Source organism: Aurantiacibacter sp. MUD61 (assembly GCF_027912455.1).
Lineage (GTDB): Bacteria > Pseudomonadota > Alphaproteobacteria > Sphingomonadales > Sphingomonadaceae > Alteraurantiacibacter.
On record NZ_CP115446.1, the window covers coordinates 1,950,459 to 1,963,586 of the forward strand.

Annotated in this window: 14 protein-coding genes; 8 read left to right on the plus strand and 6 right to left on the minus strand. The window is 61.3% G+C overall.

Annotated elements, in window-relative coordinates; all coding sequences use genetic code 11:
- Nucleotides 1-157 precede the first annotated feature (157 nt).
- Nucleotides 158-574 (plus strand): nuclear transport factor 2 family protein, encoded by a 417-nt coding sequence (locus O2N64_RS09320; protein WP_271077336.1) that lies wholly within the window; start codon nucleotides 158-160, stop codon nucleotides 572-574.
- Here O2N64_RS09320 and O2N64_RS09325 read toward each other — a convergent pair.
- The 3 genes from O2N64_RS09325 to purM are packed head-to-tail and all read right to left on the minus strand — an operon-like array spanning nucleotide 561 to nucleotide 3,825.
- Nucleotides 561-1,757, minus strand: a complete 1,197-nt coding sequence (locus O2N64_RS09325) for a sulfotransferase family protein (RefSeq protein ID WP_271077337.1) — start codon at nucleotides 1,755-1,757, stop codon at nucleotides 561-563. The two genes, O2N64_RS09320 and O2N64_RS09325, sit on opposite strands and share 14 nt — an antisense overlap.
- Before the next feature lie 3 nt (nucleotides 1,758-1,760).
- Complete coding sequence (gene purN, locus O2N64_RS09330) at nucleotides 1,761-2,735, minus strand: phosphoribosylglycinamide formyltransferase (protein WP_271077338.1); 975 nt, start codon at nucleotides 2,733-2,735, stop codon at nucleotides 1,761-1,763.
- Nucleotides 2,728-3,825 carry a phosphoribosylformylglycinamidine cyclo-ligase gene (gene purM / locus O2N64_RS09335; RefSeq protein WP_271077339.1) on the minus strand — a complete coding sequence of 366 codons (1,098 nt, stop codon included), beginning with the start codon at nucleotides 3,823-3,825 and terminating at the stop codon, nucleotides 2,728-2,730. Before purM ends, purN begins: the two co-directional genes overlap by 8 nt.
- Before the next feature lie 68 nt (nucleotides 3,826-3,893).
- Here purM and O2N64_RS09340 point away from each other — a divergent pair, with 68 nt between their 5' ends.
- Genes O2N64_RS09340 through O2N64_RS09355 form a run of 4 tightly spaced genes read left to right on the plus strand, consistent with a single transcriptional unit; the run spans nucleotide 3,894 to nucleotide 6,911 of the window.
- The gene (locus O2N64_RS09340) at nucleotides 3,894-5,180 is read left to right on the plus strand and encodes a heavy-metal-associated domain-containing protein (protein WP_271077340.1); all 1,287 of its coding nucleotides are present in this window, start codon (nucleotides 3,894-3,896) and stop codon (nucleotides 5,178-5,180) included.
- Between the two features lie 19 nt (nucleotides 5,181-5,199).
- Complete coding sequence (locus tag O2N64_RS09345) at nucleotides 5,200-5,805, plus strand: HdaA/DnaA family protein (protein ID WP_271077341.1); 606 nt, start codon at nucleotides 5,200-5,202, stop codon at nucleotides 5,803-5,805.
- Nucleotides 5,806-5,832: 27 nt separating this feature from the next.
- Complete coding sequence (gene epsC, locus O2N64_RS09350) at nucleotides 5,833-6,552, plus strand: serine O-acetyltransferase EpsC (protein ID WP_271077342.1); 720 nt, start codon at nucleotides 5,833-5,835, stop codon at nucleotides 6,550-6,552.
- Nucleotides 6,552-6,911 (plus strand): DUF2794 domain-containing protein, encoded by a 360-nt coding sequence (locus tag O2N64_RS09355; RefSeq protein WP_271077343.1) that lies wholly within the window; start codon nucleotides 6,552-6,554, stop codon nucleotides 6,909-6,911. Before epsC ends, O2N64_RS09355 begins: the two co-directional genes overlap by 1 nt.
- Nucleotides 6,912-6,924: 13 nt before the next feature.
- Here the strand turns inward: O2N64_RS09355 and O2N64_RS09360 are convergent, their stop codons facing one another.
- The 3 genes from O2N64_RS09360 to O2N64_RS09370 all read right to left on the minus strand — a co-directional run bounded on the left by O2N64_RS09360 (nucleotide 6,925) and on the right by O2N64_RS09370 (nucleotide 9,490).
- On the minus strand, nucleotides 6,925-7,581 hold the full coding sequence (locus tag O2N64_RS09360; RefSeq protein ID WP_271077344.1) for a DUF4328 domain-containing protein: 657 nt from the start codon (nucleotides 7,579-7,581) through the stop codon (nucleotides 6,925-6,927).
- Between the two features lie 105 nt (nucleotides 7,582-7,686).
- Entirely contained in the window at nucleotides 7,687-8,742 is a 1,056-nt protein-coding gene (locus O2N64_RS09365; RefSeq protein WP_271077345.1) for a hypothetical protein, read from the minus strand.
- A gap of 76 nt (nucleotides 8,743-8,818) precedes the next feature.
- On the minus strand, nucleotides 8,819-9,490 hold the full coding sequence (locus O2N64_RS09370) for an HAD-IA family hydrolase (RefSeq protein ID WP_271077346.1): 672 nt from the start codon (nucleotides 9,488-9,490) through the stop codon (nucleotides 8,819-8,821).
- A 119-nt stretch (nucleotides 9,491-9,609) separates the two neighbouring features.
- On the opposite strand from O2N64_RS09370, the gene glmU reads away from it, so the two are divergent.
- Genes glmU through glmS form a run of 3 tightly spaced genes read left to right on the plus strand, consistent with a single transcriptional unit; the run spans nucleotide 9,610 to nucleotide 13,066 of the window.
- Nucleotides 9,610-10,914 carry a bifunctional UDP-N-acetylglucosamine diphosphorylase/glucosamine-1-phosphate N-acetyltransferase GlmU gene (gene glmU, locus O2N64_RS09375; RefSeq protein WP_442866730.1) on the plus strand — a complete coding sequence of 435 codons (1,305 nt, stop codon included), beginning with the start codon at nucleotides 9,610-9,612 and terminating at the stop codon, nucleotides 10,912-10,914.
- Entirely contained in the window at nucleotides 10,911-11,222 is a 312-nt protein-coding gene (locus tag O2N64_RS09380; RefSeq protein WP_271077348.1) for a hypothetical protein, read from the plus strand. Before glmU ends, O2N64_RS09380 begins: the two co-directional genes overlap by 4 nt.
- Nucleotides 11,223-11,242: 20 nt before the next feature.
- Complete coding sequence (gene glmS / locus O2N64_RS09385) at nucleotides 11,243-13,066, plus strand: glutamine--fructose-6-phosphate transaminase (isomerizing) (protein ID WP_271077349.1); 1,824 nt, start codon at nucleotides 11,243-11,245, stop codon at nucleotides 13,064-13,066.
- The last annotated feature ends 62 nt before the right edge of the window (nucleotides 13,067-13,128 follow it).

The window sequence follows — 13,128 nt, forward strand, 5'->3', positions numbered from 1 at the left end:
TTTCAGTTTTCTGGAATTGGGAGAGAAGCCCGGGCGGAGTGTCTTACACCGCCCGGGCTTTTCTGTTAGGTTGCTTGAGCAGTTCAGCTGATTTTTCAATTAAATCAGCCTGAATGCACGAGTCGTGCGATGTTGCCCGGCTCTGTGGAGACCGCCTATGCGTGTCTGGGGAAGACAATCCGATATCGAAACTTTGCAAAACTGGGTGGCCGCGCTGAATGCGCGCGACTTTGCCGCTATGGCCGATGCCATGGCTACCGATTTCCGGTTCATTGACAGTTCGGGTGACGAAATGGTTGGCCGGGAGCAGTGTCTTGCGATGTTGGCGACGCTGTTCGAGAAAGCCCCCGACCACAAGGTGCAGATCGATCGCATCGCGCATCGCGGTGACGATATGCTGATCAGCGGACTGACCTCAGCCAGCCACCCTAAGCATGCGACATCAACGCACTTCGTGGCGCAGGCCGATCATCGCCATGTGAAAAGCTGGCAAAGCTTCAGCGACCGGCCGACCCATACGCTGCAGCATTTTTCCAGTGCCGACAACTTGCAAAGCCCCGCTACGAGCCGCTGAAATTGCGATAGCTGCGGCTGTGGGCAGTGTGCTTGTCTTGTGCCGCACGCGTTTGCTCGTCGCCCATTGCAGAGATGGCATCATCTGACAGAGGCAAGCCGAGCTCGGCATAAACACGGCGCATCTCTGCTTTCCAGTCTTCTCCCAATGCTTCGAAATCGACTTCGGACATCGGACCATTGAAGCCGGAGAGGGCCGCTGCCATCCGGTCGTCGCGCAGCGCGATCTTGCGTTTCACTTCCTTCTCGATCCAATCCATGTCGACGTCGTCCGACTGGATGGTCATCTGGTTGGCGACAAGCGATGCGGCGCTGCTGGCGAGATTATCCTCGCAGCGTTTCGTCACGACCACGCGCGCGTCAGGAAATTCGTTCAGGATCGCTGGCAGGTCTTCGGCAAATTGCGGAACTTTGAGAACGCGCGGACGGTGCGCATTGCCGTGCCAGACCGCATCGGTGCGCAGGATTCGCCCGAATTCGCGATAGATCGGCGCAGGATCGCGGTCTTCCGAGAGAGCCGTGAAGCCGGGCACGCGCCACTGCGCTTCGTACGCACAATGATCTAGCGCGCAGGCGAGCCAGCCAAGTTCTTCATCGGGTCGCGTCGTTCCGAAGGGATGGATCGAATCGAGCCACGGATCGAGCGTGCGGGCGAAGAGCAGCGTCAGCGCGGACCACGCAGGCCGCGTGTCGGGCTTGCGCGGAACCGGGTGCCAGCTGTCGCAAAAGCGTGTGGCAGCCAATTGCGGATCGGCGGCAAGCAGGCGATGTACGCGCGTGGTGCCGCTGCGCATCTGGCCGACGATAATGATCGGCGGCGCAAGCTCCGCATGCACCAGATCGGGCTGCTCGGACCACAGCTCGCCCAATTCCAAGCGCTGGCGGATCACGCGGACAAGCTGGCCATGTGCCATGGTGAGGCCCAGGGCATTGAGCCGCGCTTCGGATTGCAGCGATTCGGCCAGTACTTCCAGCCGCAGGCGGAAATCGGCCATGTCGGCTTCACTGCGAGGTCCGCGCTCGCCCTCTGCCGGCACATCGCGAAGCGCCTTGCCCCACAGTACGTCGGTATCGAGTGAGGGAACATCGGTAATCCCGCGCGCCCAGCTTTTTTCGAGCCACCCGCAGACGCGCTCGACATGCGGCGAGCGGGCGAGGGGATGGGGGCGTGGCGGTGGAGCCATCGGCTAGAACTGATCGGCCGCGTCGTACAATTTGGTCAGCCGTTTGGGCGCGACCATGCGCCAGCTGCGGGAAAGCCATTCCTGAACCATATCCCAGTCAACGCCGGGCCGGTTGAGAATGATCCCGACCCAGCCGGACGCGCCGTAATAAGCAGGCTTGAAATAGGTTTCGGGCGCGGTTTCGGAGAGGCCGATGACTTCGTCCGGTCCGCTCGTCTTGACCAGGACCGCAATGTGTTCGCTGCCGTGATGCTGATCGAGGAAATGGGCGAAGAATTTGCCGCTTTTGCCGCCTGTATGCCAGCCGGGCGAACCGTGGCTTTCGCGCTCCTCCGCCTCGGGCTGGGCGAGGGCGAGCTTGCTCACGGTCTCTAACAGCCAATCTGCGCGATATTGCCGCCCGACGTATTCGGCAAACAGTCGCGGATAGAGCTGGTATTCGGCCAGAATCACCCGCGCGGCGAGGCTTTCTGCCGTGTCGTCGGGAAGGATGGCGACCGGCACCTGCCCCAGCAGCGGACCCCCATCGAGCTCCGGCGTCACGATATGGATCGAACAGCCGCCGAATTTGTCGCCCGCATCGATAGCGCGCTGATGGGTGTCGAGACCCTTGTACTTCGGCAGCAACGAGGGATGCGTATTGACCATGCGGCCTTCCCAGCCGTTCACAAAGTCTTCCGTCAGGATGCGCATGTAGCCGCACAGGGCGAGATATTCCGCGCCGCTTTCGCGCAGCGCCGCATCCATGATCTGCTCGTGTTCGCGGCGATCCAGACCTTTGTGATCGTGCGCAAAGGTGGCGATGCCTTCCGCTTCGGCAATCTTCAATCCGGGTGCATCGGGGCGATTGGAAGCGACGAGCACGATTTCATAGGGGCATCCCGGCAGGCGGGAATGGAACAGCAGCGCCGACATGGTCGTGCCATTGCCCGATAGCAGGCAGGCGACCTTTACCTTGCGCTGCGGCGCATCAGGCATCGTGGCTGGCTTCCCAGTCGCTTGTGCCACTCCACGTGCCAGCAGAGCCGCGCACGGTGCAGCCGCGCTGGCCTTCGACGATTTCGCCGATCCGCAGCACGTCTTCGCCAGCTTCGGAGAGAGCGTGCAACACGCCGTCGACATTGTCCGGCGCGACCGCCAGCACCATCCCAACGCCGCAATTGAAGGTGCGCGCCATTTCGCCCGGCTCGATATTCCCCTGTGCCTGGAGGAAAGCCATCAGTCGCGGTTGCTCCCAGGCATCGGCATTGACCACGGCCCGCGCGCCCTCAGGCAGAACGCGCGGCAGGTTTTCCAGCAATCCGCCGCCGGTGATGTGCGCCAGCGCATCGATCAATCCGCGCCGGACGACCGGAAGCAGGCTCTCCACGTAGATTCTTGTGGGCTCGATCAGGTGATCGATCAGCAGACGATCCTGATCGAACAGGGCAGGGCGATCGAGTTTCCAGCCCTTGTCTGCGGCAAGGCGACGCACAAGCGAATAGCCGTTGGAATGGACACCGGAGCTGGGCAGACCGAGCAGGACATGGCCGGGCGCGACGCGATCGCCTGTCAGCTGCTCGCCGCGCTCGACTGCGCCGACGCAGAAGCCTGCAAGATCGTAATCGCCATCGGCATACATGCCGGGCATTTCCGCCGTCTCGCCGCCAATCAGCGCGCATCCGGCCTGTTTGCAGCCATCAGCAATGCCCGCGATCACACGTTCGGCAACGCCATTGTCCAGCTTTCCGGTGGCGAAGTAATCGAGGAAGAACAGCGGCTCAGCGCCTTGCACGATCAGATCGTTCACGCACATGGCGACGAGGTCGATCCCGACCGTATCGTGTCGGTCGTTCTCGATCGCGAGTTTCAGCTTGGTGCCAACGCCGTCATTCCCCGCGACGAGCAGCGGGTCCTTATATCCCGCCGCCTTGGGATCGAAAAAGCCGCCGAAACCGCCGATTTCACCATCCGCGCCAGGGCGCATAGTGGCTTTGACGAGGGGGCCGATCGTCTTGACGAGGCGGTTGCCCGCATCGATTGAGACACCTGCCTGTTCATAGGTGTAAGAGTTTTTGTCCGCGCTCATGAGACTGCCATAGTCTTTCGGGCTTGGATTTCCACTCGCCTTTGGGCAAAAGGCACTCGATTTCCCCGATGAGCATGCTTTCGATCACGTCTCGCCTTCAGGCACACCGCTTTCCAGCCCTGCTCGGTCTGGCGGCTGCGCTACTCCTGTGCCTTGTCGCCGGTGCTTCCTTGCTGGCGCAGGTTTCCGGCGAACGCGGCATCGCTCCCGTCGCCAGCAGCACGGACATCGACGTGCGCGGGATCGAAGTGAACGTCACCGGTGACAGTCCGGAAGAGGCGCGCGCCAATGGCTGGCGAGAGGCGCAGCGGCTGGCCTGGCAGCAGTTGGAAGGTCCGGCCATTCCCGATTCGCGGCTCGAATCGCTCGTCGCCGCAATTGTGGTCGAAGAAGAGCAGATCGGACCGCGTCGGTATATTGCCCGGCTTGGCGTGATTTTTGATCGTCAGCGCGCGGGTGGATTGCTTGGCGCGAGCGGCAATCGCGCTCGTTCTGCACCCATGCTTACACTGCCGGTGATGGTGAGCGATGGCACGCAGCTGATGTTCGAAACGCGCAATCCGTGGCAGCGGGCCTGGGCGCAATACCAATTCGGCAGCAGCGCTATCGATTATGTGCGGCCGTCGGGCGCGGGTGGGGAGAGCCTTCTCCTTACCTATGGCCAGACAGGTCGCCGCAGCCGTGCGTGGTGGAACAACATCCTCGATCAGTTCAGCGCGGCAGACGTGCTGGTGCCGGTCGTGAATCTTTCCTGGCAGTATCCCGGCGGCCCGGTAGAGGGCCAGTTCACTGCGCGCTATGGCCCCGACAACCGCTACCTCGAGTCCTTCGCCATGCGTGCGGACAGCGCCGATGAGCTTCCTGCCATGCTGAACCGTGCAGTCGCGCGCTTCGATCAGATATTCAGCGCAGCGCTGGCCGATGGAACCCTGCGTCCAGACCCGACGCTTACGCTCGACAACATCGAGATCAGCCCCGAAATTCGCGCCCTGCTGGATGAAGCGCGCCGCGCCGAGGCGGCAGACGCAGCGGCAGCAGCGGGCGAGGATGACAATGTCGCATCAGCAGGCCTACCGGATGGAGGCACGGCTACTGCTACGCCAGAACCGGCGGCAGCTGCGGCGACCTATGTCGTTCAGGTGGCAACGCCCGATGGGAATGCCTTCGATACAGCGCTGACGCTGCTTCGCGGGACACCGGGTGTCAGCTCGGTGGCGGTCGGTTCCACGGCCATCGGCGGTGCATCTGTCCTGCGGGTGACCTATAGTGGAGAATTGCCCGCTCTCGCCGCAGCACTGCGTTCGCGCGGCTGGGCGGTGAACGAGGGCGAGAACGCACTCGGCATTTCGCGTTAAGCGCGTCAGGAGCGCATTGGTGGAGCAAATCGCCTTACCTCTGAAGGCCGGCAAGGGACCGTCGCGCATCATCATCGGTGCGGCGAATGGGCATGTTGCCGATGCGTTGACCAATGCGGCGAGCTGGCCCTTTCGCACCGCCGTTCTCACAGGACAGCCGCGTTCGGGCAAATCCCTGTTTGCAAGGTGGTTTGCTGAAAGCGGCGCGGGCGATGCGATCGATGATGCGCAATTGCTGGAAGAAGACGCGGTGTTCCATCGCTGGAACCGCGCGCAGGAGGCCGGGACTCCTCTGCTGATCATCGGCGGGGAGCCGCCGTGGGATATCCGCTTGCCTGATTTGAAGTCGCGTCTCGGCGGATCGCTGCAACTAGAGATCGGTCTGCCGGATGACGAGATGGCGCGTGATCTGCTTTTGTCGTTGGCGGAGGAACGGGGGCTGCCGCTTCGGAGCGATGCCGCAGATTATCTGATCCCACGCGCCGGACGTTCGCAGGCGGAACTTGAGCAGCTTGTCGCGACCATCGATCGCTTGTCTCTCGAGCGAAAGGCCCCACCTAACCTTGGCATCTGGCGATCCGCGCTGGAAGCTGTGCACGGCCCGGAAGAGCCGCGCTTGATTTGAGCAGGTTTTAATGGGAAACTGACTGCGATGTTTGAACGGCTCGTCAGCTACCTTGAATCGGTCCGGGCGCGCGATCCGGCGCCGCGTTCACGCTGGGAAATCCTTCTTTATCCGGGTGTTATCGCGCTCGGCTTGCATAAAGTTGCACATTGGCTGTTTGAGGCAGAGCTCTATTTTCTGGCGCGGCTGGTGAACCATTTCAGCCGCTTTCTCACCGCGATCGATATTCACCCTGGCGCCAAGATCGGGAAGAATTTCTTCATCGACCATGGCTTTACAGTCATAGGTGAGACGGCAGAGATAGGCGACAATGTCACTATTTATCAGTGCGTCACACTCGGCGGCACCAATCCTACCAATGGCGAAGGCGGCAAACGTCACCCGACTTTGCGCGACAACGTAATTATCGGCTCCGGTGCCCAGGTGATCGGGCCTATCACGGTAGGTGAGCGCGCGCGCGTTGGCGCGAATGCGGTGGTCACCGACGATGTGCCCGAAGGCGCGACGATGATCGGCCTCAAGGCGCGTTCAACGCTGGTCCCGGCAGAGCAGTGGATGAAGGAATTCATTCCCTACGGCACGCCCTGCGATGATCCCTGCGTAGAAGGCGTCAACGGCGATTGCGTTGAAAAGCTGCAAAAGGATGTGGCCCGTTTGCAAGAGCAGATCGATGCTTTGAAGAAGCAGGGCGACGTAGCGGTCGGTCCGGATCTCTTTTCCGACCGTAAAAGCGGCACCAAGAGCTGATGAAGGCAGCCGCAGGCTCTCCCAATATCATCGCGTTTCCGGGCCAGAGGCCGCCATCACAAATTGGCTTCGACCGGCAGGAACTGGGGCGCATTCTCGATCTGTACGGACGCATGGTCGCCGCCGGTGAATGGCGCGATTACGCGATGAATTTCGACAAGCATTGCGCCACCTTCGCGGCCTTCCGCCGCACCGCCGACACGCCGCAGATGCGACTTGAGAAGCGCCCCGCCATGCGCAACCGGCAGGGAATGTGGACGCTGTTTGGCGAGCAGGGGCAGGTCCTCAAACGCGGGCATGAGCTCGGCAATGTCCTCGCGCCGGTCGAGCGGCGTCTGGTGAAAGCAGTCGACAGCTAAGCAGTCCGGCTGTTCAGGCGAACACGTCACCCTGGCTTAGATGCATGCCATGCTGCTGTGCTGCCGTCACCTTGCGGATGATCTGCATCATGAACCAGGCCGAACCCAGCATCAGCAGGTAAAGCAGGATGAAAAGGCCGACGAAGGCCGCGGGCGGCAGCATGACATGCACGCCCGGGATCGAGTCGATCGCGATGTAGGTCACCGCAGCCGAAAAAACGACTAGCGCTCCCCAATTGCAGGCCACCCAGCTGGTGACGTCACCGACATCCGATTTGGCGTGCCAATCGCTTTCGCCATGGCTGCGATTGAACAATTCGCGGGTGGAGACGAAGGGCAGGTATGTGTTGACGAGGGGCACGAAAAAGGACGCGGTGGCCCAACCGGGGTTGTAATTGAGCCCGGCCAGCCGCGCCTCGTGCAGATTGGCATGGGCCCGATAAACCCACAGCGCGGTCACGACAATCGCCACACCAAAGGCGAGCAGCCAGATGAGGCCTATCGCTCCAAGGAGGAAGAAGATCATACCTCCATTGGCAGACAGCAAATTGTCGGTAGCGATCGCATAGAGCTGCAGCGAAATGGTCAAGGCCGTGCTGGCGATGAAAATCCAGAACACGATGGTGGCGACCGAACCAAGCGTCGCCAAAGAACGAATCCCGTTATTCAAGTAAATGCCCTCCTGTCGATCCCTCCCGACTTGTGCTGCGAAAATGCATTCGTGCCAAGTGGATAGGAGAGGAAATCGACAGGAGGGTTATTGGCCTAAACTGGATCAGGCTGAGGGAGCGAGCGTGCCTGCAACCGGCAGGCGCTGTTGCAGCTCGCCCGGCAGTTTGTCGACGACGACACTGCGGATGGCGGGCCAGAAGGCGGACAGCATCAACAGGGCAGAGCCGATCACCAATGCGGTCAGCGCAACCGACAGCTCGACCATGCCATTCTGTTCGAACAGCCCGGTCAGGGCGACGATCACATAGGCGAGCGCGGAAACGAGCAACGCGCGGCGATCGATCGCGAGCGCCACAAGGCCGAACAGCAGATAGGCGCCGAGTACCAGCAGGGCGCCGCCTGCACCGATCGTGCTGCCATCATTGATGCCGAGCCAGTGGAACAGCGGATGCGCGATCATCGGTGCGGCGAGCAGGTGCAGCCAGAAGGCGACATCGCTGCGGCGTGTCTGGCGTTCACGGTCGCTCATGTCCCAGCGCATGGCAAAGGCGAAAATCGCGATGCCGGCGGCAAAGACCAGCGGCAGGAGGATGTATTCCGGGCTTGTGCCCTCAGCTGGCATGATAGCCGTGACAACTGTTGCGATGACCGCAGCAGCTGTCGTCGCAGAAATCGCGGCAATGGTGATAGGCACCATGAAGCGTTTCCAGTGCAGCCATGCGCCAATTGCACCGGCAAGGAAGCTCGCGGCAACCAATGCGCCCATCATGCGCGCATTATCGTCCACGTTGCTCTCACTGAGAATCTCGATCGGAGCGGCAACCAGACCGCCGACAAAGGCGAGCATCAGCACGATGCTCGGCAAAGCCATGCGGCGCCGCTTGGTGAAGAATTCAGCCATGAACCACGCAGCAGCCGCCACCAGCAGCCCGGCGAGGCCCGGCACGATGGCTGTGCCTATGCCGCCCATGGCAACCAGCAGCAGGACCGCAGCGATGGTCACAAAGATATCGTTGAATGAATTGACCAGGCGAAAGTTTTCTTCGTCGGTCACCGGCATGCGGCGCATCTGCGCAACGTGCGTGCGGAATGCGTCGGCGCTTTCCGCAGTGATTGCCCCGCCAGCCACAGCATCACGCAGATCCTGTTCGCTATACATAAATTCCTCCCCACAGGAGTTGTCCCGGGAGAGGTTATGGGTAAAGTGTATTAGTGTGTCAATACACGGGCGTTAGTCAGAGTGAGCACGCCGCGTCGATGAAGGCGTGCCAGGTGAGGAAATGACCATCGCTGCCGAGCTCGCTATGCGGCACATCGGCATAACCGTTGGTGAAAGTCAGCACGGGCACGGAGGCGGAGCGGGCGGCGCGCACATCGTAGGTGGTATCGCCCACCATCAATGCGCGGCCACCTCCGCAATCGGCGATGGCAGCATGCAGCATGTCGGGCGCGGGCTTGGCGTTTTCCCGGCCGAGCGTATCGCCGCCATAAATCGCTGAAAAGTGATCGGTCATGCCAAGCGCATCGAGCAACTCGCGCGCGGGCTTCTCGGATTTGTTCGTGCACACGGCGAGGGTGACGCCTGTCTCACGCAGCTGCGTCAGCGCTTCTTCGCATCCGGCATAGGGCACGGTGTTGACGGCCAAATTGTCCCAATAGAATTCGATCAGCGTCTGGCTCAGCTCGCGATATTCGTCATCCCCGATCATGCCGCCGGTGGCTTCCAGCGCGCGCGTCAGCATCATGTCCGTCCCGCCGCCGATCAGCGTGCGCGATGTGTCCTCGCTAACGGGATCGCGCCCGATCCGGGTTAGCGCATGGTTTACTGCAGGACACAGGTCGCGGGCGGAGTCCACCAGCGTGCCATCAAGGTCGAAAAGGACGATATCGAAGGGAATTTTGCTCATCGGGGGTCGCAAATAGAGTGCGATGTGGAAACCGCAATGATTTGGTGGCATGGGCACTAACCATGAGTGAATCCAGACCAATCGCTGCCGTCATTCTTGCTGCGGGCAAGGGGACGCGAATGAAGAGCGCACGCCACAAGGTGCTGCATGAAGTGGGCGGGCGATCCATGATCGAACATCTGCTGGCAAGTGTCGAGGCACTTGCGCCGGAGCGTTTGGTCACCATCGTCGGCGAATCGCGCGAGCAATTGCACGATGCGCTGGGTGATCGCGTGAGCTTCGGTGTGCAGGACCCACAATTGGGCACCGGCCATGCGGTGCAGCAGGCGAAAGAGGCTCTGGCCGATTTCGATGGCGACGTGCTGGTGCTCTACGGTGATGTGCCGTTTGTCTCGACAGAGACCATGCGCGCCATGATTGCGCGGCTGAATGCTGCTGACACTCCGGCTAGCGTAGTTCTCGGCTTCGAGCCGGAGGATCCGCTGCGTTACGGGCGTGTCATCGCGCAGCAGGGCCAGATCATCAAAATGGTCGAATGGAAGGATGCCAGCGAGGAAGAGCGGGCGTGCACATTGTGCAATTCAGGCCTGCTCGCTGCGCGTTCGCAAGACCTCTTCGCTCTGCTCGATCGCGTATCGAACGATAATGCGCAGGCCGAGTATTACCTGCCCGACATCGTCAACATCGCCATCGCCGATGGCCACAATTGTGCGGTCGTTTCGACTGCGAGAGCTGACGAAGTCGCCGGCATCAATTCGCGCGCCGAACTCGCCGCGGCAGAGGCGCAGTGGCAGGATCTGCAGCGCGCCGAAGCGATGGATGCAGGCGTAACCTTACGCGCACCCGAAACCGTGTTCTTCAGCTGGGATACCGAGATCGCAGAGGATGTGGTGATCGAGCCGAATGTGGTGTTCGGACCGGGTGTCACCATCGAATCCGGCGCGCATATCAAGGCGTTCAGCCATCTCGAAGGCGCGCATGTGGGCCCCGACACTGAAGTCGGCCCTTACGCCCGCCTGCGGCCCGGCGCCGTTCTCGAAAAAGGCAGCAAGATCGGCAATTTCGTCGAGATGAAGAAGGCTACGCTGGGTGAAGGCGCGAAAGCCAATCACCTGACCTATCTCGGCGATGCGACAATAGGGGCGGGCGCAAATATCGGCGCGGGCACGATCACCTGCAATTACGATGGCTATTTCAAGCACCAGACTACGATCGGCGAGCGCGCCTTCATCGGATCCAACAGCGCGCTGGTGGCACCGATCAATATCGGCGCGGATGCCATCGTTGCGGCAGGCAGCGCGGTCACGCGCGATGTCGCCGATGGCGAGCTTCGCATGGTTCGCGCCGACCAAATGGTAAAGCCCGGCTGGGCCGATCGCTTCCACGACGCCATGAAGAAAAAGAAGAAGGCGGAAAGCAAGTGACCGACCGCTACGAGGGCAAACCCTTCCTGCGGCTGCTCGATTCATACGTGCTCGACAGTATCGGCGCTCTGGATGAGGCCAATCGCAAATGGCTGACCGAAGCGGAACCGCATTTCCGCGCGACCTATGGCGAGACCGGCACCTGGCGCGAAATCGTGGCCAAACGCATGCAATTTCCGGAAGGAATGGAAGGCGCCATTCAGGAAGTGTGGGCTAAGGGTCAGGATCGCTTTCGCGCGCAGACGGGGGAGGAACCCGATCCGGTTCCTTTCGCTGTTGCTTTCGTAGACAAGAATTTCCCGCATTAACGCGGCAAGGGGCTCAATTTATGTGCGGCATTATCGGTATTGTTGGGGATCGCCCCGTGGCAGGCAGGCTGGTCGATGGCCTGAAGCGGATGGAATATCGCGGCTATGACAGCGCCGGTGTCTGCACTCTGCATGATGGCGAATTGGTGCGCCGCCGCGCCGAGGGTAAGCTCAACAATCTGGTCGAGGAACTGGAGCGTTCGAATGCGCCCGGCACCACTGGCATCGCCCACACGCGCTGGGCGACGCATGGCCCGCCCGTCGAGAAAAACGCACACCCACATGCAACGCCTCTCGTAGCGCTAGTGCACAATGGGATTATCGAGAATTTCAAGGAGTTGCGTGACGAATTGCGCGCAGAGGGCCGCAATTTCGAGAGCGACACGGACACCGAAACGGTTGTCCACTTGATCAGCCGCGAGATTGAAAACGGCAGTCTGCCGCAAGAGGCTGTGAAGACTGTTCTTCCGCGTCTGCGCGGTGCCTTCGCGCTCGCCATCGCATTCCGCGATTATCCGGACATGCTGATCGGTGCGCGGCTCGGGTCTCCATTGGTCGTGGGGCAGGGCGAGGGTGAGATGTACCTCGGCTCCGACGCTTTGGCGCTTGCTCCGCTGACCCAGCAGATCGCCTATCTCGAAGAAGGTGATTGGGCCGTCATCACGAATGGCACAGCGGTGATCCGCGATGTCGAAGGCAATGAAGTCGAGCGCGAATTCCGCACCTCCGGCGCGTCCGCCTCTGCGATTGAAAAGGGCAATTATCGCCACTTCATGCAGAAGGAGATTTTCGAGCAGCCGACCGTCGTCGCGCAGACGCTCCGGTCCTACCTTCGCCCGGTCGAGCAACAGGTTGCGCTGCCGCAGATCGACTTCGATATCTCAGAGATCGACCGTATCACGCTGGTCGCCTGCGGCACCTCCTATTATGCTGGAATGGTCGCAAAATACTGGTTCGAGCAATTCGCCCGCGTGCCTGTCGACATCGATTTCGCATCCGAATTCCGCTACCGTGAACCGGTGCTGCCGAAGGGCGGCCTCGCGCTATTCATCAGCCAGAGCGGGGAGACGGCGGATACGCTCGCCGCGCTACGCCATTGCCGCGAGCAGGGGCAGGTGATTGCCGCGGTGGTCAACGTGCCGACCAGCTCCATGGCGCGCGAAGCCGATTTGCTGCTGCCGACCCATGCTGGCCCGGAAATTGGCGTCGCCTCGACCAAGGCGTTCACCTGCCAATTGGCGGTTCTTGCGGCTCTGGCTGCGCATTTCGCGGTCAAGAAGGGCCTGCTGAACCGAGAGGAAGAGGCAGACATCGTCGAGCATCTGCTCGAAGCGCCCGCGTGCCTCAATGCTGCGCTCGATCACGACGACGATATTGCCGCGATGGCGCACCTCATCGCTCCCGCGCGGGACGTGCTGTATCTCGGGCGCGGCGCGGACTTCCCGCTGGCGCTCGAGGGCGCGCTGAAGCTCAAGGAAATCAGCTATATCCACGCTGAGGGCTACGCTTCTGGGGAGATGAAACACGGCCCTATCGCGCTGATCGACGAAGATGTGCCGGTGATTGTCCTCGCGCCGTCCGGCCCGCTGTTCGAAAAGACCGTTTCCAACATGCAGGAAGTGCAGGCGCGCGGAGGCAAGGTCGTGCTGATTTCCGACGCGGACGGGATTGCAGAGGCTGGCGAGGATTGCATGGCGACCATCCAGATGCCCAAAGTCCACCCGCTGATCGCGCCGCTCGTCTACGCCGTGCCGGTGCAATTGCTCGCCTATCATGTGGCTGTGGCGAAGGGGACGGATGTCGATCAGCCCCGCAATCTCGCCAAGTCGGTCACCGTCGAATAGACGCGAAATGCGCTGAAATTCGCGGGCTTTACCTCGCAATAACCATTGCCTGCCTATGGCAG

What these genes read in the sequence shown, in the direction of transcription:
- O2N64_RS09320 (WP_271077336.1), top strand. Translation starts at nt 158, where the DNA reads ATGCGTGTCTGGGGAAGACAATCCGATATCGAAACTTTGCAAAACTGG.
- O2N64_RS09325 (WP_271077337.1), bottom strand. Translation starts at nt 1,757, where the DNA reads ATGGCTCCACCGCCACGCCCCCATCCCCTCGCCCGCTCGCCGCATGTC.
- purN (WP_271077338.1), bottom strand. Translation starts at nt 2,735, where the DNA reads ATGCCTGATGCGCCGCAGCGCAAGGTAAAGGTCGCCTGCCTGCTATCG.
- purM (WP_271077339.1), bottom strand. Translation starts at nt 3,825, where the DNA reads ATGAGCGCGGACAAAAACTCTTACACCTATGAACAGGCAGGTGTCTCA.
- O2N64_RS09340 (WP_271077340.1), top strand. Translation starts at nt 3,894, where the DNA reads ATGAGCATGCTTTCGATCACGTCTCGCCTTCAGGCACACCGCTTTCCA.
- epsC (WP_271077342.1), top strand. Translation starts at nt 5,833, where the DNA reads ATGTTTGAACGGCTCGTCAGCTACCTTGAATCGGTCCGGGCGCGCGAT.
- O2N64_RS09355 (WP_271077343.1), top strand. Translation starts at nt 6,552, where the DNA reads ATGAAGGCAGCCGCAGGCTCTCCCAATATCATCGCGTTTCCGGGCCAG.
- O2N64_RS09365 (WP_271077345.1), bottom strand. Translation starts at nt 8,742, where the DNA reads ATGTATAGCGAACAGGATCTGCGTGATGCTGTGGCTGGCGGGGCAATC.
- O2N64_RS09370 (WP_271077346.1), bottom strand. Translation starts at nt 9,490, where the DNA reads ATGAGCAAAATTCCCTTCGATATCGTCCTTTTCGACCTTGATGGCACG.
- glmU (WP_442866730.1), top strand. Translation starts at nt 9,610, where the DNA reads ATGAAGAGCGCACGCCACAAGGTGCTGCATGAAGTGGGCGGGCGATCC.
- glmS (WP_271077349.1), top strand. Translation starts at nt 11,243, where the DNA reads ATGTGCGGCATTATCGGTATTGTTGGGGATCGCCCCGTGGCAGGCAGG.